This window comes from Cryobacterium sp. (genome assembly GCF_025463825.1).
In the GTDB taxonomy this organism is placed as follows: domain Bacteria; phylum Actinomycetota; class Actinomycetes; order Actinomycetales; family Microbacteriaceae; genus Cryobacterium.
Genome location: NZ_JAODBG010000140.1, coordinates 1 through 21,468, shown reverse-complemented (window position 1 = coordinate 21,468; position 21,468 = coordinate 1). Strand labels below are relative to the sequence as shown.

Annotated in this window: 18 protein-coding genes and 1 pseudogene; 4 read left to right on the top strand and 15 right to left on the bottom strand. The window is 69.3% G+C overall.

The window, feature by feature from the left end:
- The 4 genes from JWP54_RS17085 to JWP54_RS17070 form a co-directional block, all read right to left on the bottom strand.
- Positions 1-1,126: ABC transporter ATP-binding protein (locus JWP54_RS17085; RefSeq protein ID WP_297374603.1), on the bottom strand; the 1,126-nt coding region annotated here is incomplete at its 3' end.
- Positions 1,123-2,973, bottom strand: coding sequence for an ABC transporter ATP-binding protein (locus JWP54_RS17080; RefSeq protein ID WP_297374600.1), 1,851 nt, complete (start codon positions 2,971-2,973; stop codon positions 1,123-1,125). The genes JWP54_RS17080 and JWP54_RS17085, both read right to left, overlap by 4 nt.
- 389 nt (positions 2,974-3,362) lie before the next feature.
- Positions 3,363-4,154, bottom strand: coding sequence for a dimethylargininase (ddaH, locus tag JWP54_RS17075; RefSeq protein WP_297374597.1), 792 nt, complete (start codon positions 4,152-4,154; stop codon positions 3,363-3,365).
- Between the two features lie 82 nt (positions 4,155-4,236).
- Positions 4,237-4,554 carry a hypothetical protein gene (locus JWP54_RS17070; RefSeq protein WP_297374594.1) on the bottom strand — a complete coding sequence of 106 codons (318 nt, stop codon included), beginning with the start codon at positions 4,552-4,554 and terminating at the stop codon, positions 4,237-4,239.
- A 54-nt stretch (positions 4,555-4,608) separates the two neighbouring features.
- On the opposite strand from JWP54_RS17070, the gene JWP54_RS17065 reads away from it, so the two are divergent.
- Positions 4,609-5,151 carry a TetR/AcrR family transcriptional regulator gene (locus JWP54_RS17065; RefSeq protein WP_297374591.1) on the top strand — a complete coding sequence of 181 codons (543 nt, stop codon included), beginning with the start codon at positions 4,609-4,611 and terminating at the stop codon, positions 5,149-5,151.
- A gap of 10 nt (positions 5,152-5,161) precedes the next feature.
- Here the strand turns inward: JWP54_RS17065 and JWP54_RS17060 are convergent, their stop codons facing one another.
- From JWP54_RS17060 to sucC, 7 genes and pseudogenes are all read right to left on the bottom strand, one after another.
- A complete protein-coding gene (locus tag JWP54_RS17060) occupies positions 5,162-6,382 on the bottom strand; it encodes a mechanosensitive ion channel domain-containing protein (protein ID WP_297374588.1) in 1,221 nt (406 codons plus the stop codon).
- Positions 6,383-6,565: 183 nt separating this feature from the next.
- Positions 6,566-8,248: a bifunctional phosphoribosylaminoimidazolecarboxamide formyltransferase/IMP cyclohydrolase gene (gene purH, locus JWP54_RS17055; protein WP_297374586.1), complete on the bottom strand. Its 1,683-nt coding sequence runs from the start codon at positions 8,246-8,248 to the stop codon at positions 6,566-6,568.
- Positions 8,245-8,838 (bottom strand): phosphoribosylglycinamide formyltransferase, encoded by a 594-nt coding sequence (gene purN, locus JWP54_RS17050; RefSeq protein ID WP_297374606.1) that lies wholly within the window; start codon positions 8,836-8,838, stop codon positions 8,245-8,247. The genes purH and purN overlap by 4 nt, the downstream gene beginning before the upstream one ends.
- Before the next feature lie 9 nt (positions 8,839-8,847).
- Complete coding sequence (locus JWP54_RS17045) at positions 8,848-10,101, bottom strand: DUF6350 family protein (RefSeq protein WP_297374582.1); 1,254 nt, start codon at positions 10,099-10,101, stop codon at positions 8,848-8,850.
- An 83-nt stretch (positions 10,102-10,184) separates the two neighbouring features.
- Positions 10,185-11,742, bottom strand: a pseudogene (locus JWP54_RS17040) (APC family permease).
- Between the two features lie 125 nt (positions 11,743-11,867).
- The gene (gene sucD / locus JWP54_RS17035; protein ID WP_297374580.1) at positions 11,868-12,755 is read right to left on the bottom strand and encodes a succinate--CoA ligase subunit alpha; all 888 of its coding nucleotides are present in this window, start codon (positions 12,753-12,755) and stop codon (positions 11,868-11,870) included.
- A gap of 33 nt (positions 12,756-12,788) precedes the next feature.
- Positions 12,789-13,958: an ADP-forming succinate--CoA ligase subunit beta gene (gene sucC, locus JWP54_RS17030; RefSeq protein ID WP_297374577.1), complete on the bottom strand. Its 1,170-nt coding sequence runs from the start codon at positions 13,956-13,958 to the stop codon at positions 12,789-12,791.
- A gap of 199 nt (positions 13,959-14,157) precedes the next feature.
- On the opposite strand from sucC, the gene JWP54_RS17025 reads away from it, so the two are divergent.
- The gene (locus tag JWP54_RS17025; protein WP_297374574.1) at positions 14,158-14,547 is read left to right on the top strand and encodes a DUF3054 domain-containing protein; all 390 of its coding nucleotides are present in this window, start codon (positions 14,158-14,160) and stop codon (positions 14,545-14,547) included.
- A gap of 22 nt (positions 14,548-14,569) precedes the next feature.
- Here JWP54_RS17025 and JWP54_RS17020 read toward each other — a convergent pair whose 3' ends face one another.
- The 4 genes from JWP54_RS17020 to JWP54_RS17005 form a co-directional block, all read right to left on the bottom strand.
- Positions 14,570-14,770 carry a hypothetical protein gene (locus tag JWP54_RS17020; protein ID WP_297374571.1) on the bottom strand — a complete coding sequence of 67 codons (201 nt, stop codon included), beginning with the start codon at positions 14,768-14,770 and terminating at the stop codon, positions 14,570-14,572.
- A 144-nt stretch (positions 14,771-14,914) separates the two neighbouring features.
- Positions 14,915-16,021 (bottom strand): FUSC family protein, encoded by a 1,107-nt coding sequence (locus JWP54_RS17015; protein ID WP_297374568.1) that lies wholly within the window; start codon positions 16,019-16,021, stop codon positions 14,915-14,917.
- Positions 16,018-18,513 carry an ATP-dependent helicase gene (locus tag JWP54_RS17010; protein WP_297374565.1) on the bottom strand — a complete coding sequence of 832 codons (2,496 nt, stop codon included), beginning with the start codon at positions 18,511-18,513 and terminating at the stop codon, positions 16,018-16,020. Before JWP54_RS17010 ends, JWP54_RS17015 begins: the two co-directional genes overlap by 4 nt.
- Before the next feature lie 51 nt (positions 18,514-18,564).
- Positions 18,565-19,650 (bottom strand): glycerophosphodiester phosphodiesterase family protein, encoded by a 1,086-nt coding sequence (locus JWP54_RS17005; protein WP_297374560.1) that lies wholly within the window; start codon positions 19,648-19,650, stop codon positions 18,565-18,567.
- A 38-nt stretch (positions 19,651-19,688) separates the two neighbouring features.
- On the opposite strand from JWP54_RS17005, the gene JWP54_RS17000 reads away from it, so the two are divergent.
- Positions 19,689-20,339, top strand: a complete 651-nt coding sequence (locus tag JWP54_RS17000) for a hypothetical protein (RefSeq protein ID WP_297374557.1) — start codon at positions 19,689-19,691, stop codon at positions 20,337-20,339.
- A 98-nt stretch (positions 20,340-20,437) separates the two neighbouring features.
- Entirely contained in the window at positions 20,438-21,253 is an 816-nt protein-coding gene (locus JWP54_RS16995; protein WP_297374554.1) for a Bax inhibitor-1/YccA family protein, read from the top strand.
- Positions 21,254-21,468 lie beyond the last annotated feature (215 nt).

The following is a 21,468-nucleotide window of genomic DNA, read 5'->3' as shown; positions in this document are numbered from 1 at the left end:
TGACCCTGTCGGCCTGGTATTCGAACAGCACGTCCTCGAACCGCACTGCGCCCGTCGACGTCCACAGGTCCACCGGCTTGACCGGGTCCGGAACGCCGGGGCGCTCCTCGAGCACCCCGGAGATCTTCTCCAGCGCGGCGGCGGCCGATTGGTAGGAGTTGTAGAACATCGCCATCTCCTCCATCGGGTCGAAGAACCGGCGGGTGTACAACAGGGCGGCGAGCAGCGCACCGATGGCCAGTTGGCCGTCGGCGACGCGGAACCCGCCGACCAGCAGCACGGCGGCGACGGTGACGTTGCCGATCAGGATCAGGCCGGGATCGAACACCCCGAACAGCTGGATCACGCGGGCGTTGACCAGCCGGTACGCCTCGACGAGCTTGCCGAAAACGCCCTCGTTGCGCTTCTCGGTGCGGAACGCCTTGACCGCGCGGATGCCCGTCATGGTCTCGACGAACTGCACGATCAGGCTCGCCGACGCTGTGCGCGACTGGCGGAAGAGGTACTGCGAGCGCACCTGGAACCACCGGGTGAGCACAAGCAGCGGCACCAGGGCGATGAGCAGCACCAGACCGCTCACCCCGTCGAGGCTGACCAGGGCGATACCGGTGAAGACCATGTAGAGCAGGCCCTGAACGAGCTGGTTGATGCCGGAGTCCAGCAGTTCCCGGATCGCATCCAGGTCACTGGTCTGCCGGGAGATGATGCGCCCGGAGGTGTAGGACTCGTGGAACTCCAGACTGAGCTTCTGGGTCTGCAGGAACACGCGCTTCCGCAGGTCGATGAGCACCGCCTGGCTGATGCGCGCGGAGAGCACCGTGTACCAGGCGATCAGGAGCGCCCCGGTGATACCGGTGGCGAGATACACCGCGCCGGTCGCGGCCAACGGCACCCAGTCCTGCTTGAGCAGGGCGGGCAGGCCGCGGTCGATCCCGAACGCGATCAGTGCGGGGCCGGCGACCTGCGCGGCCGTGGACACGACGACGACGAGCATCGCCATGACCACGTTCCAACGCACCGGGAACAACAGCGAGCCGAGCAGGCGCAGCGAACGGCGGCGGATCTCGGCGCTCTCCGCCTTGGTGTAGTCGAGGCGTTCTTCGCCTTCGACGCCGGTGACGCTCACAGGGTTTCCTCCGCTCGGGTGGACTCTCTTCGTTCCTCGTCCTCCAGGCTGGAGATGACGAAGGTGTAGTGCCCGCTGGTGGCCAGCAGCTCGGAGTGGGTGCCGACAGCGGTGATGCGGCCGTCCTCGAGCAGCGCCACTCGGTCGGCGAGCATCACCGTCGACGGGCGGTGCGCCACGATCAGCGCCGTCGTCTTCACCAGCACCCGCCGCAGCGCGGCTTCCACGAGGGACTCGGTATTCACGTCGAGGGCGGAGAGCGGGTCGTCGAGCACCAGCACGGCGGGCGCCGCGGCGACGGCGCGGGCCAGGGCCACCCGCTGGCGCTGGCCGCCGGACAGGCTCATGCCCTCCTCGCCGACGAGGGTGTCGACGCCATCGGGCAGGTCGTGCACGAAGCCGGCCTGGGCGATGTCCAGCGCTTCGGCGAGCACCGCGTCGGCCTCCGGGCTCCGTTCGGCCAACTCGGGCCGGCCGAGCAGCACGTTGTCGCGCACGGATGCCGAGAACAGGGTCGCGTCCTCGAACGCCATGGCGATGTGGCGGCGCAAGTCGCCCCGACGGAGGGCCCGCACGTCGACCCCGTCGAGGGTCACCGAGCCATCCGTCACGTCGTAGAGCCGGGTGGTGAGCGCCGTCAGCGTGGACTTGCCGGAGCCGGTGAGCCCGACCAGCGCCATGGTCTCGCCGGGTTCGAGCACCAGGTCGACCCCGTCGAGCAGGTCGGGGAACCGCTCGGGCGAGTCGGCGTAGCGGAAGTGCACGTTCGAGAATTCCAGCCGGCCGCGCAGGGTGGTGATGGTGACCGGGCGCGGCGGGTCCGTGATGGTGTTCGGGGTGTCCAGGACGTCGAAGAACCTGTCGGTGGCGGTGCGGGTGTCGAAGGTCATCGACAGCAGGAAGCCGATCGACTCGACCGGGAAGCGCAGCACGGTGGCGGTGGCGAAGAACGCCACCAGTTCACCCACGCTGAGCTGGCCCTGGCTGGTGAGCCAGACTCCGGACACCAGGCAGAGCGCGAAGGCGACGTCGGGCACGAGCAGCAGCCACAGCCAGATGCCGGCGATGGCGCGGGCCTTCTCGATCTCGGTGCCACGCAATTCTTCGGCCTGGTTGGCGAAGCTCTTCAGCGCGAAGCTGCCCCGGCCGAAGGCCTTGAGCACCCGGATGCCGTGCACGGACTCCTCCACGGCCGTCGCAAGGTCGCCGGACTGGTCCTGACTGCGCCGGGCGATCACCGAGTACTTCTCCTCGAAGACGTAACCGTAGATCCAGATCGGGATGGAGCAGACCAGGAAGATCAGGCCGAGGATCCAGTTCATCGAGATCAGGATCACGGCGCCGGCAAGGATGGTGAGGAAGTTCACCACGAGCAGCACCAGGCCGAACGAGATCCAGCGTCGGATCATGTTGAGGTCGCTGATGGCGCGGGAGAGCAGCTGGCCGCTCGGCCAGCGGTCGTGGAAGGTCACGGGCAAGTCCTGCAGCCGGGCGTACAGGGCGTTGCGCATCCGGGATTCGATGTGGGTGCCGGGAACGAGCACGAACCAGCGGCGCAGGGCGATCATGCCGGCCTCGAGCACGCCGAGGCCGAGCACCGTGAGCACGGCCGGCCAGATCGGCGCCGTGTCGCCCTGGCTGAGGGCGCCGTCGACCAGCTGTTGCAGCACCTGCGGGATCGCCAGGGCCATCAGCGACGCGAACAGGGCCGCGAGCATGCCCAGGCCCAGGCGCGGCAGGGCCGGCTTGGCATAGGGGTAGAGCCGCAGCAGGGTGCGGAACGTGTTCGAGCGTGCGGCCGGTTCCGGCGCGACGTGGGGCGGATGCTGCGGTGCGGTGGTGGTCATAAGAATTCCTGGCTGGGCCCGTGCAGCAGCGACGTGCCGTTCGGAGTGAGAGATGCGAGCTGTGGATTCCGTGGCGGAGCCGGCGGCGCCCGGGGATGCGCGGCGAACCGCGTCGGGGAAGGGTGAAAACCCGGGAAGGAGTACGTGCCCGTGGATTCGTGGGCGGAAGGTGGTCGGGCCGGCGCCTAGGCGGAGGCGGGCCGGAGCGCGCGAACATAGGCAGCGCCGGTCGCAGTGGGTGCGATCCTGGTGCGAGCTGTCTGTGTCATGTTGGCCTCCTGAGCGCGTCGAATCATCGTCTTATGCCCCCCTGATCAGGCAGCCTTTCAGAATAGGCCCCGCGGCGGGCGTGGCGCAAGCATTGATTTGCGCCACGCCCGGCCCCGGCGTCAGCGCACGCGCACGCTCAGGCAGGTGACGCAGCCCTCCAGTTTCTCGAACTCGGTGATGTCCACGGTCACCATCCGGTAGCCGAGCCCGGTGAGCAGCGCCGTGGTGCGGGGCGCAGCGGCCGAGATCAGCAGGGTGTGCTCGTCGAGCACCACCACGGCGGTGCCCTCGGCCTCGGGCACGGCCAGGAACCGGTCGAACAGGGCCGGGTCGTCCACCAGCGGCGGGTAGCCGATGATGGACCCGTCCGGCAGCGCGGTGATGGCCGTCTTCAGGTGCAGGGCCCGGGTCACCGGAACCGGCACGACGCTGTAACCGAGCGGTTCGACGATCTCGGTGAGTTGCCGGGTACCGTCGGCGTTGGTGCGGAGGCTCTGGCCCACGTAGACCGTCGTACCGACCTTGAGCACGTCACCGCCGTCGAGGGTGCCGGGCAGGTCGAGGCGGCGTACCATTCGACCGAGCGCCCGTGCGGAGCCTTCCGCGCCCGCCGTCTCGCCGCGCCGGCTGGGCGCGCCCGGGCTGGCGAGCACGGCGGTGTCGCCGAACATGATCACGGCATCCTCCACGAAGACGGAGTCGGGCTGGTCCGGCGCCGGCTCCACCTCGATGGTGTCCCAGCCCTCCCTCTGCAGGGTAGCGACGTAGCCGGCCCATTGGGCGTGGGCCAACTCCAGATCGATCGGCACCCGTTCGATGTGGGTGATCTGGCCCTCGGCCAGGCTGTCGGCCGGCCGGCGCACCAGCGCCCGTCGCATCGTGCCTGCTGTCGTTTCGCCGCCGGAAGTCATGCGCCCAGCCTAAAACATCCGCCGACCTGCGCGACCTGCCGCGGCATGCCTGCCGGAAGCCCGAGAGGGACGCGACTCGGCGCTACCCGGCGGCACGGCCGGCGGAGAGGAACTCGAGCGTGCGGTCGACCACGATGTCGGGGCGTTCCTCGGCGATGTAGTAGCCGGTGCCGGGAACGTGCTCGAGGCTGAAGTCGTCGGCGTAGTCGGCGTAGCCGTCGAGGATCTCAGGGTGCCGCCGGGTCGGGTCGTTGTTTCCGTAGAGGACTCTCCCGTAGAGCGACAGGGTCGGCGCTCGCAGGCGGGTGCCCCGGTAGAAGCCCTTACCGGCTCGTTGGGCGTCGCCCAGGATGAAGGACCGGTACAGCGTCGATCCGGCGCGCGCCCGGGCCGGGTCCATGCGGGCAGAATACTACGTTCCTAGTGTCTGGTCCACTATGTCTATAGTGGACAGATGTCCCCGATCCGAGAGCGCGTGCTCACCGCCGCCATCGACCTCCTCGCCACGGGCGGGCTGCGCGCCCTCACCCATGCCCGCGTCGATGATCGGGCGGAGCTGCCCAGAGGGTCGACCTCCAACTACTTCCGCACGCGGGCCGCCCTGATCGAGGGGGTCACGGACTGGATGGTCGAGCAGGAACGTCGTCCGGTTCGCAGCGCCTTTGCACCGCGTTCGGCGGCCGAGCTCGTCGATGCGATGTGCGTCCTGCTCGAGGTGGCGACAGAGCAGAACCGGGACCTGACCACGGCGCGTCTGGTGCTGTTCGTCGAGGCCGGCCACAACGCCGTGCTGCGGGAGGCACTGTCCCGGGGACGAGCGACCCTGGGAGCGGGAATCGTGTCCGCACTGGCCGAGATGGGCGCCCACGATCCGCCGGCGGCCGCGGAGGCCATCGCCGCCTGTTTCGAAGGCCTCATCCTGCACCGCATCGCCCGGCACGACACCACGGATCCCCGGCCCATCTTCGAGGCCGTCGTCCGCGGCGCACTGGCCTGATGGCGGACGGTTAGCGCGGAGCGGGCAGGGATTCGGGGGCGTCTTCCCAGTCCTGCACCGTGATGGACTCGGTGAAGTGCTGGGCGCGCTCCTTGCCGCCTTCGTCGCCGGAGAACAGGCCGGGGGCCTCGATCACCGGGCGGGCGGGCTTCCGGGTGCGGCTGGACGGGCGCACCGGGGCGGCCTCGGGTTCGTGGCGCACCTCGACGCGGCTCATCGGCAGGGCGTCGGGGTTCTCGGCGTTGACCCAGTCGATGAGGTTCTCCCGCACGAAGCAGCGCAGGTCGAACAGGGTCGGGGCGTCCTGCGCGGTGACGAGCACCCGCACCCGCACGAAGCCGCCGATCGCGTCCGTCACCTGCAGCACCACGGCCCGGTGGTCCCAGAGGTCGGTCATCTCGACGATGCGGTTGAGCTCCTCACGCATCGCGGCCGGGTTCACCCGCCAGTCCAGGTCGAACTCGATCGAGCCGAGCAGCTCACTGTTGTGCCGGGTCCAGTTCTGGAACGGGGTGGTGGTGAAGTACGTGGACGGCAGCACCATGCGCCGGTCGTCCCAGATGTGAACGACGATGTAGGTGAGGGTGATCTCCTCGATCTTGCCCCACTCCCCCTCGACGATCACGACGTCGTCCACCCGCAGGGCGTTGTTGAACGCGAGCTGCATGCCGGCGAAGATGTTCGCCAGGGTGGACTGGGCGGCCAGGCCGGCCACGACGCTGAGCAGGCCGGCGGAGGCGAACAGGCTGGCGCCGACGGTCGCGGCACCGGGAATGCTCAGCAGCACGGTGCCGATCGCGCAGATGATGATGATCACGATGCCGATGCGGCGCAGCATCCGCAGCTGGGTGCGCACCCGGCGCGCCACCCGGTTATCGCGCACGTCGATGCGGTACCGGTTGGCGGCCATCTCTTCGGCGTAGTAGAGCAGCGCGCAGACCAACCAGGTGGCCGATCCGATGAACAGCGCCCGGAAGACGAAGCCCACGGTGGCGTCCCAGCCGGCGGGCACGTCGAGGTAGCCGGCCACGGCGAGCCAGAGCGCGCCGATCAGGATGGTCATGCGGAACGGCACCCGGATCAGCTGCACGAGCACCCGCGCCCAGGCCTTGCGCTTGCCGACCAGGCGGAAGGCGAACGCGGCGACCGCCGTGATGGCGAGGGCGAGGACGATCGCCGCGACAACGGCGACCGGGAAGGCGGGCAGGGGCATGCCGAAAATGTCGATCACGAGTGGCCTCTCCGTGTCAGGTCTGTACAGGTCTGCAACGGCGGTGTCACGTGGACCACCCAGTCTGGCAGGCGAGGCTGGGAAAGGCCGCACAATCGGGCAGGTTCGCGTCACGAGCGCGCACACACACGGGCGCGCCATCCGTCGTCTGGATGCCGCGCCCGGCGTGGACCCGCTGCCGCATCAGTGGAAGAAGTGGCGCTCCCCGGTGAAGTACATCGACACCCCGGCGGCCGTCGCCGCGGCGATGACCTCCTCGTCGCGCACCGAACCGCCCGGCTGCACGACGGCGGCGACGCCGGCTTCCAGCAGCACCTCGAGCCCGTCGGCGAAGGGGAAGAACGCGTCGGAGGCCGCGACGGCGCCCTCGGCGCGGGCGCCGGCCCGGCTCACGGCCAGGTGGCAGGAGTCGACCCGGTTGACCTGGCCCATTCCGACGCCCACGGATGCGCCGGCGCGCGCCAGCAGGATCGCGTTCGACTTCACCGCCCGGCAGGCGCGCCAAGCGAACTCGAGGTCGGCACGGGTGGCGGCGTCCACCTCGGGGCCGGAAACCAGGCGCCACTCGGACGTGTCCAGGGTGTCGAAGGTGTCGGTCTCCTGCACGAGCAGGCCGCCGGAGATCTGGCGCAGCTCCAGCGAGGAGCGCCGGTAGTCGGCGGGCAGTTCCAGCAGGCGGATGTTCTTCTTGGCGGACAGCAGTTCGAACGCGGCCGGCTCGAAACCGGGGGCCACGAGCACCTCGGTGAAGATCTGGCTGACCGTCTCGGCCATGCCAAGGGTGACAACGCGGTTCGCGGCGATGACGCCGCCGAAGGCCGACACCGGGTCGCAGTCGTGCGCGCGGTGGTGCGCGGACGCGATGGCGTCCGGGGCCTTGGGGTTGGCCACGGCGATACCGCACGGGTTGGCGTGCTTGATGATCGCCACGGCCGGTTCGGCGAAGTCGAAGGCCGCGCGCACGGCGGCATCCGCGTCGACGTAGTTGTTGTACGACATCTCCTTGCCGTGCAGCTGCTTGGCCTGGGCGATGCCCTGCCCGCCCTCGCCGAGGTACAGGGCGGCGGCCTGGTGCGAGTTCTCGCCGTAGCGCAGCACGCTGCCGCGGGTGGCCTCGATGGCCAGGGAGCTGGGGAACAGCAGGTCGGTGGCGTCGTCGGTGGCGGCGCCCACGATGGCGTCGAAGGCCTCGAGGATCTCTTCGCCGAGCGCCTCGGAGTCGTCCTGCCACTGGTCGTAGACGTTCTCGGTGAACCAGGCCGACACGCTCAGGTCGTAGTTGGCGGTGTGCTCGAACGCGAGGGAGGCAAGCTTCTGACGCAGGCGCAGGGTGCTGCCGCCGGCCTGGATGGCGGCGATGATCTCCGGATAGTTCTCCGGGTCGACCACGATGGCCACGTTGGGGTGGTTCTTGGCGGAGGCGCGCACCAGCGCGGGGCCGCCGATGTCGATCTGCTCGATCACGTCGGCGGGCTCGGCACCGGACTCGACGGTCTCCACGAACGGGTACAGGTTCACGACCACGAGCTGGAACGGGGCGATGGACAGGTCGGCGAGCTGGTTCTCGTGCGCCTCGAGGCGGAGGTCGGCGAGGATCCCGGCGTGCACGCTCGGGTGCAGGGTCTTCACCCGGCCGTCGAGGGACTCCGGGAACCCGGTGACGGCGGCGACATCCGTGACATCATGGCCGGCCCCGCGGATGGTGGCGGCGGTGGAGCCGGTGGAGACCATCTCCACGCCGGCGGCGGCGAGGGCGTCGGCCAGTTCGACCAGGCCGGTCTTGTCTGAGACCGAGATCAGCGCGCGCTGCACGGGAATGGCATCCCGGTCGCGGTACAGGCTCCGGGCGTTGGTGTGACCGCTCATATGGGGGAATGCTCCTTGAGATCGACGTGTCCGTTGGCGATGTCGAGCACGGCCTGCACGAGCAGGCGGCGTTCGACGAGTTTGATGCGATCGTGCAGTGAGTCCTCGGTGTCACCGGCAAGAACCGGCACCCGTTCCTGGCTCACGATCGGGCCGTCGTCCACCCCGTTGTCGACGACGATGATGCTGGCGCCCGTCTGGGTGGCGCCGTCGGCGAGCGCGTCGCGCACACCGTGGGCGCCGGGGAACTCAGGGAGGTAGGCGGGGTGGGTGTTGATCAGGTGCGGCGACAGCGCGGCGACCACCCGCGGCGGCAGCAGCCGCATGAAGCCGCTGAGGATGGTGAGGTCGGGCTGCCACTGCCGGATCTGCTCGAGCAGTTCGTCGCCCCAGGCGTCCCGGTCGGCGTGCGAGCTGAACGGCACCGAAAAGGTGGGGATGCCGAATTCCTCACCGAGTTCGAGCCCGTCTGCGTCCCGGTCAGCGCCGATGGCGACCACCCGGGCGGGATACTCGGCGTCCTGGGACGCCTCGAGGAGCGCGCGCAGGTTCGAGCCTCCGCCGGAGATCAATACGACCAATGACAGCACCATCCGAGCCTACCGTTTCGTTGAGACTTCCTCGGCGCGCGAATCCGCGCTGGCCCGACGGCCACCGACGAGCATACCGAGTGCGGCGGCGATGCCCACTTCCAGGGCGGTGAGGGCGCCGACCAGCAGCGGGTTCGGACCGATGTCGGCCAGCCGGCCCGGTCCCATCGCCCCGGCGGACGACCAGGCGAGCAAGCCGAGCAGGAGGCCGGCGACGACGCCGGTGAGGGCGCCGGTGACGAGCAACCGCACCCGCCCGTGCGGCGCGCCCGGTCGTTTGTCCAGGCCCTGCCGCACCAGGACCGCGACGATGAATCCGATGAGCACGGGCACGAGCAGGCCGAGGAACCCGAATTCGAGGGTGCCGTGCGGCAGGGCGCCGAACAGGGGCAGGCCGGGGACCGCGTCCAGGGACGTGCCCAACGGGGACACGCTGGTGCCGGTGCCGAGCGCGATGCCGGGGCCGATGAACCAACTGGCCGCCCAGATCACCAGGGTGGGGATGAGAGCCAGCTGGCCGATGGTGAGGGCGATGCCGCCCATCACGTCGGCCTGCAGGGTCTCATAGAGTCCGATCACCGTGGCAAAGTTGGCCAGCACCGACACGAACACGGCCAGGCCGGCGACGAGCATGAGTGCGGCAGCGACGGCGGTCCCGCCGCGCAACGCCGCGCCGATCTGGCTGCGCACCTCCGCCGGGATGCGGTGCAGCTGGTCATCGAGGGGGCGCAGCACCCAGCCGGGCAGCACGGGCACCGTCCGGGGCGCGGTCACCAGCCCGATCAGCACCCCGGCGGCGAAGACCAGCGTGGGCAGCAGGACACCCTGCACGGGCGCCGGGGTGACGATGGCGGTGCCGGCGGAGAAGGTGAGCAGCGCGGCCAGCGCACCGTAGCTGAGCACAGCGACCCCGGCCGCGGTGAGGCTGTAATCGGTGCTGCCGGCGCGACGGCCGGTGCGCACGCCCAGCAGCACGGCGATCAGGGCGAAGCCCTGCAACCCGATGGAGAGGGTGAACGGGAGTTCAGAGCCGGCCAGGCCCAGCGACGCGGACACGTCGACCGGGAGTTGCACCCCGAGGTCCACGCCGTTGCCGAGCAGCCAGACGTCCACCGCGGCCCGCCAGAACACGAACCAGTCGATGCCAAGGCCGTAGTGGGTGCCCCACAGGATCGTGAGCGGCACCAGGGCGATGCCCACGCCGCTGAAGACGACAATGAGCGCCTCGAGCGCGGCGAGCAGGGCTGTCGTTATACGGTTCATATCCGAGTGGGAGCTTACCTTGGCCGGGCTGCGGGTTCGTCGTACCCCGCCGGGCCCGCGCCGAATCCCGTGAATACTCCGCGCTAGATGCCGCCGTCCACCGACCGGGTCACCGGCAGATCCTCGTCCGGCACCAGCACCGCGGTGTCGCGGTTGAGCGCCTCGCCGCGGAAGAACGGCTTGGCACCGGGGAAGAACGACCAGACGATCATGACGAGAACGGCCACCAGGAGGGAACCCACGCCGACCACGAAGACGCCGCCGACCCCGAACAGCACGGTGTATCCGTAGTCGGGGTCGAGCATGTCCACCACCGAGAAGGCGAACGCGGCCGTGAGCAGCAGCGCGCCGAGCAGCGGGAAGACGAAGCGCATCCAGGCGTTCCGCCAACTGGTGAACAGGGCGCGCCTGAAGTGCCACACGCAAGCGAAGCCGGTGATGGCGTAGTAGAACGCGATCGCCAGGCCCAGCGAGAGGATGGTGTCGTTGAGGATGTTGGACGACACCAGGGTCATCCCCACGTAGAAGACCACCGCGACGATGCCCATGATGAGGGTGGAGAACGACGGGGTGTAGAAGCGCGGGTGCACCTGGGCGAAGCGGCGGGGCAGGGCTTTGTAGACGGCCGTGGCAAGGGTGCCGCGGGCAGTGGGCAGGATGGTGGTCTGGGTCGATGAGACCGCGGAGATCATCACGGCGGCCACGAGCAGCCAGGCCCACGGCCCGAATACGGCGTCCTTGAGTGCGATGAATACGTCGTCGGCGTTGCCCTCGTTGCCCAGGCCCAGTCCGCCGGTGCCCAGTCCCGCGTAGGCCATCGCTGCGACGGCGCCGCCGACATAGGTGACCAGCAGGATGAGCGGGGTGAGCACCGCCGCCTGGCCGGGGATGCGTTTAAGATTCTTGGTCTCCTCGTTCAGCGACAGACAGGTGTCCCAGCCCCAGTAGATGAACAGGGCCAGCAGCACCCCCTCGACGAGGCCGCTGAAGGAGGTGAGCGCGAACGGGTTGAACCACTCGGCCTGCGGAGTGGTGGAGCCGGCCAAGGCGCTGCCGTCGAACACCGCCCACAGGGTGAACACCGTGAAGAGGACCAGCGCCAGGTATTGGAACCCAGCAGCACGTTCTGCAGCCGCTCACCGATCTCGATGCCCCGGTAGCTCACCCACACCATCAGCACGATGAACACCACCCGGCGACAGTGACGATGAGTTCGTTCTCGGCCAGCTCCGGCGCCACCAGCAACCAGAAGTAGATGCCGCCGATCTGGGCGAGGTTGCCGAGCACCACGATGCCGACCACTGCCACTCCCCAACCGCCCATCCAGCCCACCCACGGGCCGAACGCCTTGGTCGCCCAGGTAAAGGTCGTTCCGCAGTCGGGGATGTCCCGGTTCAGTTCCCGGTAGGCGAACGCCACCAGCAACATCGGGATGAACGCGATCACGAACACCACGGGAGCCTGAGCGCCGACGGCGAGCACCACGAAGCCCAGCGTCGCGGCCAGGGAGTACACCGGGGCCGTTGAGGCGAGTCCGATCACCGTGGAGCCGAACAGGCCCAGCGTGCCGGCGGCCAGGCCCTTGCCCGACGGCAGGGCCGGATCGGGCCTGACCGGAACCGTGGCATCGTTGCGGGACATGGTCCTCCTGTCGCAGCGGTGCGCATCCGCGTCGTGCGGGCACGCGTGTGCGGGTATCGTACTCGCCGCCCCGCACACGAGAAAGGGCCCGCCGGATCGGCGGGCCCTGTCACGGATGATGCGGTCTACAGCGCGGCAAGAACCTCGCGCAGCAGGGTCGCGGTCTCGCTCGGCGTCTTGCCGACCTTGACCCCGGCGGCCTCGAGGGCCTCCTTCTTGCCCTGTGCGGTTCCGGCTCCGTCGGAGACGATGGCGCCGGCGTGGCCCATGGTCTTGCCCTCCGGTGCGGTGAAACCGGCTACATATCCCACGACGGGCTTGGTGACGTGCGCCTTGATGTACTCGGCGGCCTTTTCCTCGGCGTCGCCGCCGATCTCGCCGATCATGACGATCGCCTTGGTCTCCGGGTCGGCCTCGAACGCCTCGAGGGCGTCGATGTGGGTGGTGCCGATGATGGGGTCGCCGCCGATGCCGATGGCGGTGGAGAAGCCGAGGTCACGCAGTTCATACATCATCTGGTAGGTCAGGGTGCCCGACTTAGAGACCAGGCCAACCGGGCCCTTGCCGGTGATGTTCGCCGGGGTGATGCCCACGAGCGCCTCACCGGGCGTGATGATGCCGGGGCAGTTCGGGCCGATGATGCGGGTCTTGTTGCCCTTCTCCTTGGCGTAGGCCCAGAACTCGGCCGAGTCCTTCACCGGCACGCCCTCGGTGATGATCACGAGCAGCCCGATTTCGGCGTCGATGGCTTCGAGAACGGCGTCCTTGGTGAAGGCCGGCGGCACGAACGCGATGGAGACATCCGCGCCGGTCTTCGCCATGGCTTCGGCGACCGTGCCGAAGACGGGCAGCTCGACGCCGCCGTGCACGACGGTGGTGCCGGCCTTGCGGGCGTTGACGCCACCGACGATCTGGGTGCCGGCCTTGAGCATGAGGGCGGTGTGCTTGGTGCCCTCACCGCCGGTGATGCCCTGCACGATGACCTTGGAATCCTTGTTGAGGAAGATTGACATGTTGTTCCTTTTCCTTGATCTCGACGGGCTCGATCAGCGGGCGGCGTGGGCGAGTTCGGCGGCCTTGTCGGCGCCCTCGTCCATCGTGGCGGCCAGTGTGACGAGGGGGTGGTTCGCCTCGGTGAGGATGCGGCGGCCTTCTTCGACGTTGTTGCCGTCGAGACGCACGACGAGCGGCTTGTTCGCCGCGGAGCCGAGCTCGGCGAGCGCGCCGACGATGCCCTTGGCGACGGCGTCGCAGGCGGTGATACCCCCGAAGACGTTGACGAAGACGCTCTTGACCTGCGGGTCACCGAGGATGACGTCCAGGCCGGCGGCCATGACCTCAGCGGATGCTCCGCCGCCGATGTCGAGGAAGTTGGCCGGCTTCACGCCGCCGTGGTGCTCGCCCGCGTACGCGACGACGTCCAGGGTCGACATGACCAGGCCGGCACCGTTGCCGATGACACCGACGGAACCGTCGAGCTTGACGTAGTTGAGGTCGTTTTCCTTGGCCTTGGCCTCGAGCGGGTCGGCAGCGGCCGCGTCTTCGAGTTCGGCGTGGTGCGGGTGCCGGAAACCGGCGTTCTCGTCCAGCGTGACCTTGCCGTCGAGGGCGATGATGTCGCCCTCTTCGGTGAGTACGAGGGGGTTGACCTCGACGAGGCTCGCGTCCTCACCCTTGTAGACGTTGTAGAGCTGCACGAAGACCGGTGCGACCTTGTCGACCAGCTCGGCCGGGAACTTCGCCTGGACGGCGATCTCCGTGGCCTTGGCCAGGTCGATGCCGGCGTTCGGGTCGATCGCGACGTAGGCGAGCGCCTCGGGCTTCTCGACGGCGAGAACCTCGATCTCCACACCGCCCTCGTAGCTGGCGAGCGAGAGGTAGGAGCGGTTGGACCGGTCCAGCAGCACCGAGAAGTAGAACTCCTGCTTGATGCGGGCTCCCCCGGCGACCATCACCCGGTTCACGGTGTGGCCCTTGATGTCCAGGCCCAGGATGGCGCGCCCGGCGGCTTCCGCCTCATCCGGGGTCTTGGCGACCTTAACGCCGCCGGCCTTGCCACGGCCGCCGACCTTGACCTGGGCCTTGACGACGACGACGCCGCCGAGCTTCTCGGCCGCGGCGCGCACCTCCTCGGGAGTGTCTGCGACGATTCCCGGCAGAACCGGGACTCCATACTGCTCAAACAGGTCTCTGGCCTGGTATTCGTAAAGATCCACGCTGCTCTTCCAATCCGCGTCATAGCGTTCCGTGCATGGGGTGTGGTGATCCGGCTCCCCCACGCGAAAACTAGCTCGACGTCGAGAGATGCTGACCATCTCAAACTCTACCGTCTTCGATCGGCGGCCGAGGCGCGGAGCGCGCCGCGCTTCACTCCCCGGCACGCCCGGACGGGCGGCCGGCCGGTATTCTGGGCCCATGCCGTATCGGAATTCCAGCCTCGCCCTCGTCTCCCTCGCGGCCGGGCTGGATGCCGGGTTGCTGCTCGTGTTCGTGGTGATCGGCCGCGCCAGCCACGGGGAGGACGGCCTGTGGGGTGTGCTCGCCACCTGGTGGCCGTTCCTGGTCGGGCTGGTCGTGGCCTGGCTGGTGCTGCGGGCCTGGCGCACACCGCTGCACCTGGTTCGGACCGGGCTGGGCGTCTGGGTGATCACGGTGGCCGTGGGCCTGCTCCTGCGGGTGGCCAGCGGGCAGGGTGTGCAGCTCAGCTTCGTCGTGGTGACGTTCCTGGTGATCGGCGTGTTCCTGCTCGGCTGGCGCGCGGTCGCCCTGCTGGTGCGCCGGGTGCGCCGCCCCGCCTCCCGCTGACCACCCCCTGGGTGGCGCTCGGTCAGCGCTCGAGGTCGGCCAGGTCGGTGTCGTCGTCGTCGAGGTCGACGGGCCGGTTGTCGGCGTCGTCGCCCCACTCGTCGGTGTCGTCGACCTCGACCTCCTCGGTCTCGTCGTCGGGGATCTCCAGGTCGTCGACGGTGCGGTTGTCGTCGAGGGCCTCCGGGTCGGTCGGCCACAGGCCGTTTGCGTCGCTGGTCATGTCGAGCCTCCTGGGGCGTTGCCTCTGGCGAAAGGTGTCGGGCGGCGGGCCGGCCTGTCGCTGCGGCTCTTCCGTTGCGAGACACCGTACCTGCGTCGGGAGGCGGCGACAAGGCGGAACGACCGCGAGTTTCGCCGGTTCCGATCAGGCCCCAGCGGCGCCCTGACGCGCTCCCGATCGGGCCAGGCCGGCGCGGGTGGCGACCACGATCACGAGGGCGACGGCGCCGCCCAGCGCGGTCTCGACGACCCGGTCGACGAGGAGTCCGGACACCGGAATCGGACTGCCCAGGTGCGACACCGTCAACGCCAACGGGGTGATGAACAGCAGCGCGGCGCCGTAGTGCTTGCCCACCAGGATTTCGGCGCCGAACTGGCCGATGGCGATCACCAGGATCAGCACCCAGACCGGGGGGCCCGGCAGCAGCACCAGCGCCGTGAGCACCACGCCGATGGCGGTTCCGAAGATGCGGTGGAAGGCACGGGAGGTGGAGTGCCGGGCGCGAGGCGGCGGCAGCACCGCCACGACGCTCACCACCGCCCAATACGGATGCCCGATGCCCACGAGCATGGCCAGGCCGCCGGCGATCAGGCTGCCCACCACCATCTGAGCGATCGACAGCCACACCCGGGCGTCCCGGTATGCGGCGAGATTGACCAACGGCTGGCGCGGCAGCTGTTTGAACAGCGGGGCGCTCCCCTCGGGCGCGGCCCGGCGCAGCAGCCATCCCGACATGGTCACGACCCAGGCGAACGCCGCCCCGGCCACGCCCACCAGCAGCCGGGTCAGCACCTGGTCGGGGTCGGTGGGCACCTGGGAGCACACGGTGAACGCGAACACGAAGAACAACGGCGTGCCGGGGAACAGGCCCATGGTGCTGATCAGCAGCACTCCGGACACCAGCACCACGACGAGGCCGGCGGTCAGCAGCCAGAGCGGCGCCCCGACGGCGGCCAGCACCAACCCGAAGGCGATGGCGCCGACCATCCCGGCCGCCGCCACGCTCACCGACCGGGCCCGCAACCGGTATCGTTCGCTGCGCCCGAACAGGGCCGTCATTCCGCCGAACGAGGCGTAGACCGCCCAGTCGATCCGCCCGGCCAGAACCAGCACGATGAGCGGAATCACCATCGCGACGGTCGCCCGGGTCGCGACCTCCAGGTCGAGGGCGCGCACGGAGCGCGCCCACTGCCTCAGGGTCTCCGGCCGCCCGTGGGCATCCGCCGTATCGTCGGGGACCGGCCCGCTCACTCGATCTTCTCGATCGGTGCCACCTTGATCAGCAGCTTCTTCGCCCCGCTGGTGTCGAACTGCACATGCGCGATGCGCTTGGTGCCCTCACCGGTGACCTGGTTGACCCGGCCGTCACCGAAGTCGACGTGGCGGATGCGGTCGCCCGCGTTCAGGGTGAGGTCACCGTTGTCACGCACCTGGGCGGTGATCCGGTTGGCCCACTCGGTCTTCGGCTTCGGCGCGGGCGGCAGCTGGCCGGGCGTCCCGCTGCGGGAGCCGAATCCGCCGCCGCCGAACCCGCCGCCGTCCCGGCGGGCGTTCAGCGCCCGGGGCTGGGAGCCGCCGCGGGAGTTGGCCATGCCGGGCGACTGTTTCCAGTCGATCAGGGTCGCCGGGATCTCCTGCAGGTAGCGGCTGGGCATCGCCACGTTCACCTCGCCGAACTGGGCGCGGGTCATCGCCAGCGACAGGTACAGTCGCTGCCGGGCGCGGGTGATGCCCACATAGAACAGTCGACGTTCCTCGGCGGGCCCGCCGGGTTCGCCGGCCGACATCTGGTGCGGCAGCAGCCCCTCCTCGACGCCGGTGAGGAACACCGCCTCGTATTCGAGGCCCTTGGCGGTGTGCAGGGTCATTAGCGACACAGTGCCGGACGCGTCGTCCAGATCGTCGGCGGCGGCGACGAGCGACACCTGGGTGAGGAAGTCGACCAGGCCGGCGTCGGGGTTCTCCCGGTTGAAGTCCTTGGTCTGCGCGACGAGTTCCTCGATGTTCTCCGCGCGCACCTCGTCCTGCGCGTCCCGGCTCGCCCGCAGCACCGCAAGCAGACCGCTGCCGTCGAGGAGGAAGGTGAGCAGGTCGCTGACGTTGGAGACCCCGGCCGGGTTTCCCGGGTCCGTCATGGCTGCGGCCGTGTCGAGCAGGGTCGCCAGTTTCAGGATGGCTCCGGTCACCTTGGGGCCGAGCCCCAGGCCGCCGGAGTCGCGCATGGCCTGCCGGAAGGTGATCCCGTTGGTCTCGGCGAAGCTGGCCAGCTGGGTTTCGGTGGCGGGGCCGATACCGCGCTTGGGGGTGTTCAGGATGCGGCGGAGCGCCAGTTCGTCCTGCGGGTTGGCGACGGCGATCAGGTATGCCAGCGCATCCTTGATCTCGGCGCGCTCGTAGAACTTGGTGCCGCCGACGACGCGGTACGGCACCGCGGCGCGAACCAGGATTTCTTCGAGCGCACGGGTCTGCGCGTTGGTGCGGTAGAACACGGCCATGTCGCGGTAGGCCATGCCGGCTGCGTGCAGCACCTCGATCTCGTCGGCGACGAACTGGGCTTCATCGTGACCGTTGTACGCGGTGTAGCCGACGATCTTGTCGCCGTCGCCGCCCGCGCTCCACAGCTTCTTCTCGCGGCGGTCGAAGTTGTTGCCGATCACGGCGTTCGCGGCCGAGAGGATGTTCTGGGTGGACCGGTAGTTCTGCTCGAGCAGGATCACCTTGGTGCCGGGGAAGTCCCGTTCGAACTCGGTGATGTTGCGGCTGGACGCGCCGCGGAAGGCGTAGATGGACTGGTCGGAGTCACCGACCACGGTCAGCGAGGCGCCGGGGATCTGGCCGGAGGCATCCTGCAGGTTCGCAACGTGCAGGCCCGCATCCTCCATGTCGTCGGCCAGTTCGGGCTCGACCGGGCGGGTGAGCTCGCGCACCAGCGCGTACTGGGCGTGGTTGGTGTCCTGGTACTCGTCGACCAGGATGTGCCGGAACCGGCGCCGGTACAGCGCCGCGACCTTGGGGAAGGCACGGAACAGGAACACCGTCTCGCCGATCAGGTCGTCGAAGTCGAGGGCGCTCGCCTCGCGCAGCCGGCGCGTGTACTGGCGGAAAATTTCAACGAACATGACCTCCTGCGGGTCGCTCATGTTCGCGTTGCGGGCGTAGGAGTCGACATCCGCCAGCTCGTTCTTGAGCTTGGAGATCTTCGACGCCACATTGCCCGGGGTGAAACCGAGGGTGTCGGCGTCGAGCTGCTTGATGATGCGCTTGATCGTGACCTTGCTGTCGGCGGAGTCGTAGATGCTGAAGTTCGTTGACAGGCCGGCGCTCTCGGCCTCGCGGCGCAGGATCCGAACGCAGGAGGAGTGGAAGGTGCTGATCCACATGCCGTCGGAGGCCTGGCCGAGCAGGCCCCGCACCCGCTCGCGCATCTCCGCGGCGGCCTTGTTGGTGAAGGTGATCGCGAGGATCTGGCTCGGCCACGCCTCGCGGCTCTCGATCAGGCTGGCGACCCGGCGGGTGAGCACGCTGGTCTTGCCGGAGCCGGCGCCGGCCACGATGAGCAGGGCGGGGCCGCGGTACTGCACAGCCTCGAGCTGCTGCGGGTTGAGCCCGTCGAGCAGGGGGCTGTGATACGAGTCGTCCCCGGTCGAACCGGGGCCGTTCGGACCGGAGCGCCCGTCCAGGATGATCGGGGTCGCCGACGGCCTGGGAGCGGGGGTGTGGGGCAGGTCTGAGGACAATGTCATGGCCAGCCAATTCTAGGCGCAGCCGCCGACAGCGCGCCGGGAACGGGCGGTTCAGGCCGGGGTGAGCGGAGTCGGCACGGGGTGCGGCAGTGGATACGTGAGCGGATGCGGTACGGGCAGCGGCAGCCCCGCGGCGAGGCTGTCGCGCACGAAGACAGCGAGGTCCGGCTGGTCGGCGAAGACCCCGTCGATCCCGGTGTCCAGGATCGTGCGGAATTCGGCCTGCCAGTTGCCGAAATCGGCCGTGCGGGTGCCCACCCGGAAGGCCGGGGCCAGAAACCGGTTCTCCGGCCGCAGCGTCCACGTGTAGATTTCCAGGCCCGCGGCGTGGGCGGAGTCGACGAGGTCGGTGGCACCGTCCACGACACCGTTCGCGTCGGTGTTGAGGATCAGCGACTTGGGCACGCTGATGCCGTCGAGCTGGTGGCCCAGCTGGTACAGCGCCCGGTCGGAGAGGTAGTCCTCGTACCGGGTGGCGCTGTCGCCGAACCGGGCGACGAGGTCGGCGGGCGCGCCGGTGGCCTCGAGCAGGAACACCCGGCGGCCGAAGATCCCGCGCGCCTGCACCTGGGCGAGCACGGTGCGCTCGAAGCTTTCGATGGTGAGGCGGCCCTCACCGGTGTTCCAGCCGGCCTCGTTGACCTCGGCGGCGAACAGTTCATCCAGCGGCAGCCCGATCGACTCGAAGTAGCTGGCGTGCTTGATCTCCGCCACCAGGCCGAGTTCGCGGTCGAGGGGCGCCTCGGCACGGTCGACGAGACGGAACACGTCCCGCAACCGCAGGATCGGCAGGAGCCCGTCGAAGCTGGCGCTCAGGGGGCGGAGCGCCGGCAGTCGTTCCCGGGCGCGCAGGGTGGCGAGCTCCGCCCAGGTGAAGTCCTCGGTGAACCAGCCGGTCACGGCGACGCCGTCGATGACCTTCTCGGCCCTGCGGCCGGCGAATTCGGCGTGATCGGCCACATCCGTCGTGCCGGAAATCTCGTTCTCGTGCCGCACGACCAGGACACCGTCCCGGGTGGCCACGATGTCCGGTTCGACGGCGTCCGCGCCCAGGGCGAAGGCCAGGCTGTAGGCGGCCTCGGTGTGTTCCGGCCGGTAACCGCTGGCGCCGCGGTGGCCGATCACGAGGGGTTTCATGAGCCAAGGTTAGCCGCGGCCTGCCAGAATCACAGATTATGAGCAATTGGACCGAACCCACCCCGCCGGTGCGCTGGGGCGACCCGCGGTGGCGGTACGGGGTGGGGCTGGTCACGATCGCGCTCGGCGCGGCGGCGACCACGCTCACCAGCACCTACAGCCTGTGGTTCCTGCTGCTGGGCCCGGCGGTGCAGCTGCTGGGCTGGCTGGTTCTGCCCGGAGCCCTGTGGCGCCGGCTGCTGGTGCTGCTGCCCTGCCTGGTCGCCGCGCTGGTGCTTGTCGCCGGTCCCGACTTCGTGGGGGCGTTCGCGGTGCTGCTGGCCGGATGGCTGTTCGCCCGGCATCGGCCGACGCTGAGCTACCTCGCTCTGGTGCCGGTGATCGTGCTGAGCTTCGCGCTCAAGACCGCCCTGAACGAATACGGGCAGAACTGGGTGGGGCTGCTCAGCGGGGCCGCGGCGATGGTGCTGTGCGCCTGGCTGGGCCGGGCGCTGGCCATCTGGCGGTGGCGCCGGATCGCCGCATGGCGCCTGGCCCGGGCGGGCAGGAGGACGGCTCCGCCGGTCGCTGCGGCGTCCGCTCCGGAGGCTGGTCCGGCGGCCCCGCTCAGTCCTGCGCCGGCCGTGCCGCGGGAGGCAACGGCGGCTGGGCCGGCCGGCGGTGCCGGCCGTGCGGTGAACCCTGAGTAGACTCTCAGCAAACTACGGTTTGTTCCAGTAGATTTATTGCACAGACTAGCGCGCACGTGAAGGCGCATTCCCACCAGCTGATTGTTAGGCAGGAAACCATGGCAACCTCCAACCCCGCATTCCGAAACGCCGCGTTCGGCGCTCCCGGCGCCGTTGCAACGTCCAAGGTGCTCTCCGACAGCGACCTGCAGGACCTGTACAACGCGCCGTCGGCGGGCTCGCAGGACACCGACCGGATGACCTACGAAGACACGATCGGCAAGACGGTCCTGTCCTTCGCCATCCTGCTCGCCGCCGCGGCGACGGCGTGGGTGCTCACCCCGGTGATGCCGTTCCTGCTCATCCTCGGCGCGATCGGCGGGCTCGTGCTCGGCTTGGTCAACGCGTTCAAGAAGGAGCCGTCACCGCCCCTGATCCTCGCCTACGCCGCATTGGAAGGCCTGTTCGTCGGTGGCATCTCCCGTGTGTTCGAGCAGATCGCCCCGGGCGTCGTCGTGCAGGCCGTCATCGCCACCCTCGTGGTCGTGGGCGTCACCCTGGCGTTGTTCTCCAGCGGCAAAATCCGCGCGTCGAAGAAGGCCACCAAGGTCTTCCTCATCGCGATGGTCGGCTACGCCGTCTTCTCCCTGGTCAACTTCGGCATGATGATGTTCGGTGCCGTCGACGGCGCATTCGGCATGCGCAGCGGCAGCATCAACATCCTCGGGTTCGACCTCAAACTGGGCCTGATCATCGGTGTCCTCGCCGTCCTGATGGCCGCGTACTCGCTCGTGCTCGACTTCGACTTCATCCAGCGCGGCGTGAACAACCGGGCTCCGCGCAAGTTCGGCTGGAGCGGCGCGTTCGGCATCATGGTCACCGTCGTGTGGCTGTACGTGGAGCTGCTGCGCATCTTCATGATCGCCCGCGAATAGCACATCCGGCGCCCCGGCGCCTCCCCACCACCCGCAGCACCCGCACCACCCGCACCACCCGCAGAGGGCCGGCCCACCAGGGCCGGCCCTCTCGTCGTGGCACCCGGGCATGACGCCGCTCCGCGGGTGACGCGCCCCACCTCCACCGCCGCCCCCGCGATACGCGGGCAAGGCGCCACTGCGCGGGTGGCGCGCCACCCGCGCAGCGGCGCCTG

Bases quoted from the DNA above. Each gene is read 5' to 3' on its own strand.
- JWP54_RS17080 (WP_297374600.1), bottom strand. From the start codon at position 2,973: ATGACCACCACCGCACCGCAGCATCCGCCCCACGTCGCGCCGGAACCG.
- ddaH (WP_297374597.1), bottom strand. From the start codon at position 4,154: ATGACTTCCGGCGGCGAAACGACAGCAGGCACGATGCGACGGGCGCTG.
- JWP54_RS17070 (WP_297374594.1), bottom strand. From the start codon at position 4,554: ATGGACCCGGCCCGGGCGCGCGCCGGATCGACGCTGTACCGGTCCTTC.
- JWP54_RS17065 (WP_297374591.1), top strand. From the start codon at position 4,609: ATGTCCCCGATCCGAGAGCGCGTGCTCACCGCCGCCATCGACCTCCTC.
- purH (WP_297374586.1), bottom strand. From the start codon at position 8,248: ATGAGCGGTCACACCAACGCCCGGAGCCTGTACCGCGACCGGGATGCC.
- JWP54_RS17045 (WP_297374582.1), bottom strand. From the start codon at position 10,101: ATGAACCGTATAACGACAGCCCTGCTCGCCGCGCTCGAGGCGCTCATT.
- sucD (WP_297374580.1), bottom strand. From the start codon at position 12,755: ATGTCAATCTTCCTCAACAAGGATTCCAAGGTCATCGTGCAGGGCATC.
- JWP54_RS17025 (WP_297374574.1), top strand. From the start codon at position 14,158: ATGCCGTATCGGAATTCCAGCCTCGCCCTCGTCTCCCTCGCGGCCGGG.
- JWP54_RS17020 (WP_297374571.1), bottom strand. From the start codon at position 14,770: ATGACCAGCGACGCAAACGGCCTGTGGCCGACCGACCCGGAGGCCCTC.
- JWP54_RS17010 (WP_297374565.1), bottom strand. From the start codon at position 18,513: ATGACATTGTCCTCAGACCTGCCCCACACCCCCGCTCCCAGGCCGTCG.
- JWP54_RS17005 (WP_297374560.1), bottom strand. From the start codon at position 19,650: ATGAAACCCCTCGTGATCGGCCACCGCGGCGCCAGCGGTTACCGGCCG.
- JWP54_RS17000 (WP_297374557.1), top strand. From the start codon at position 19,689: ATGAGCAATTGGACCGAACCCACCCCGCCGGTGCGCTGGGGCGACCCG.
- JWP54_RS16995 (WP_297374554.1), top strand. From the start codon at position 20,438: ATGGCAACCTCCAACCCCGCATTCCGAAACGCCGCGTTCGGCGCTCCC.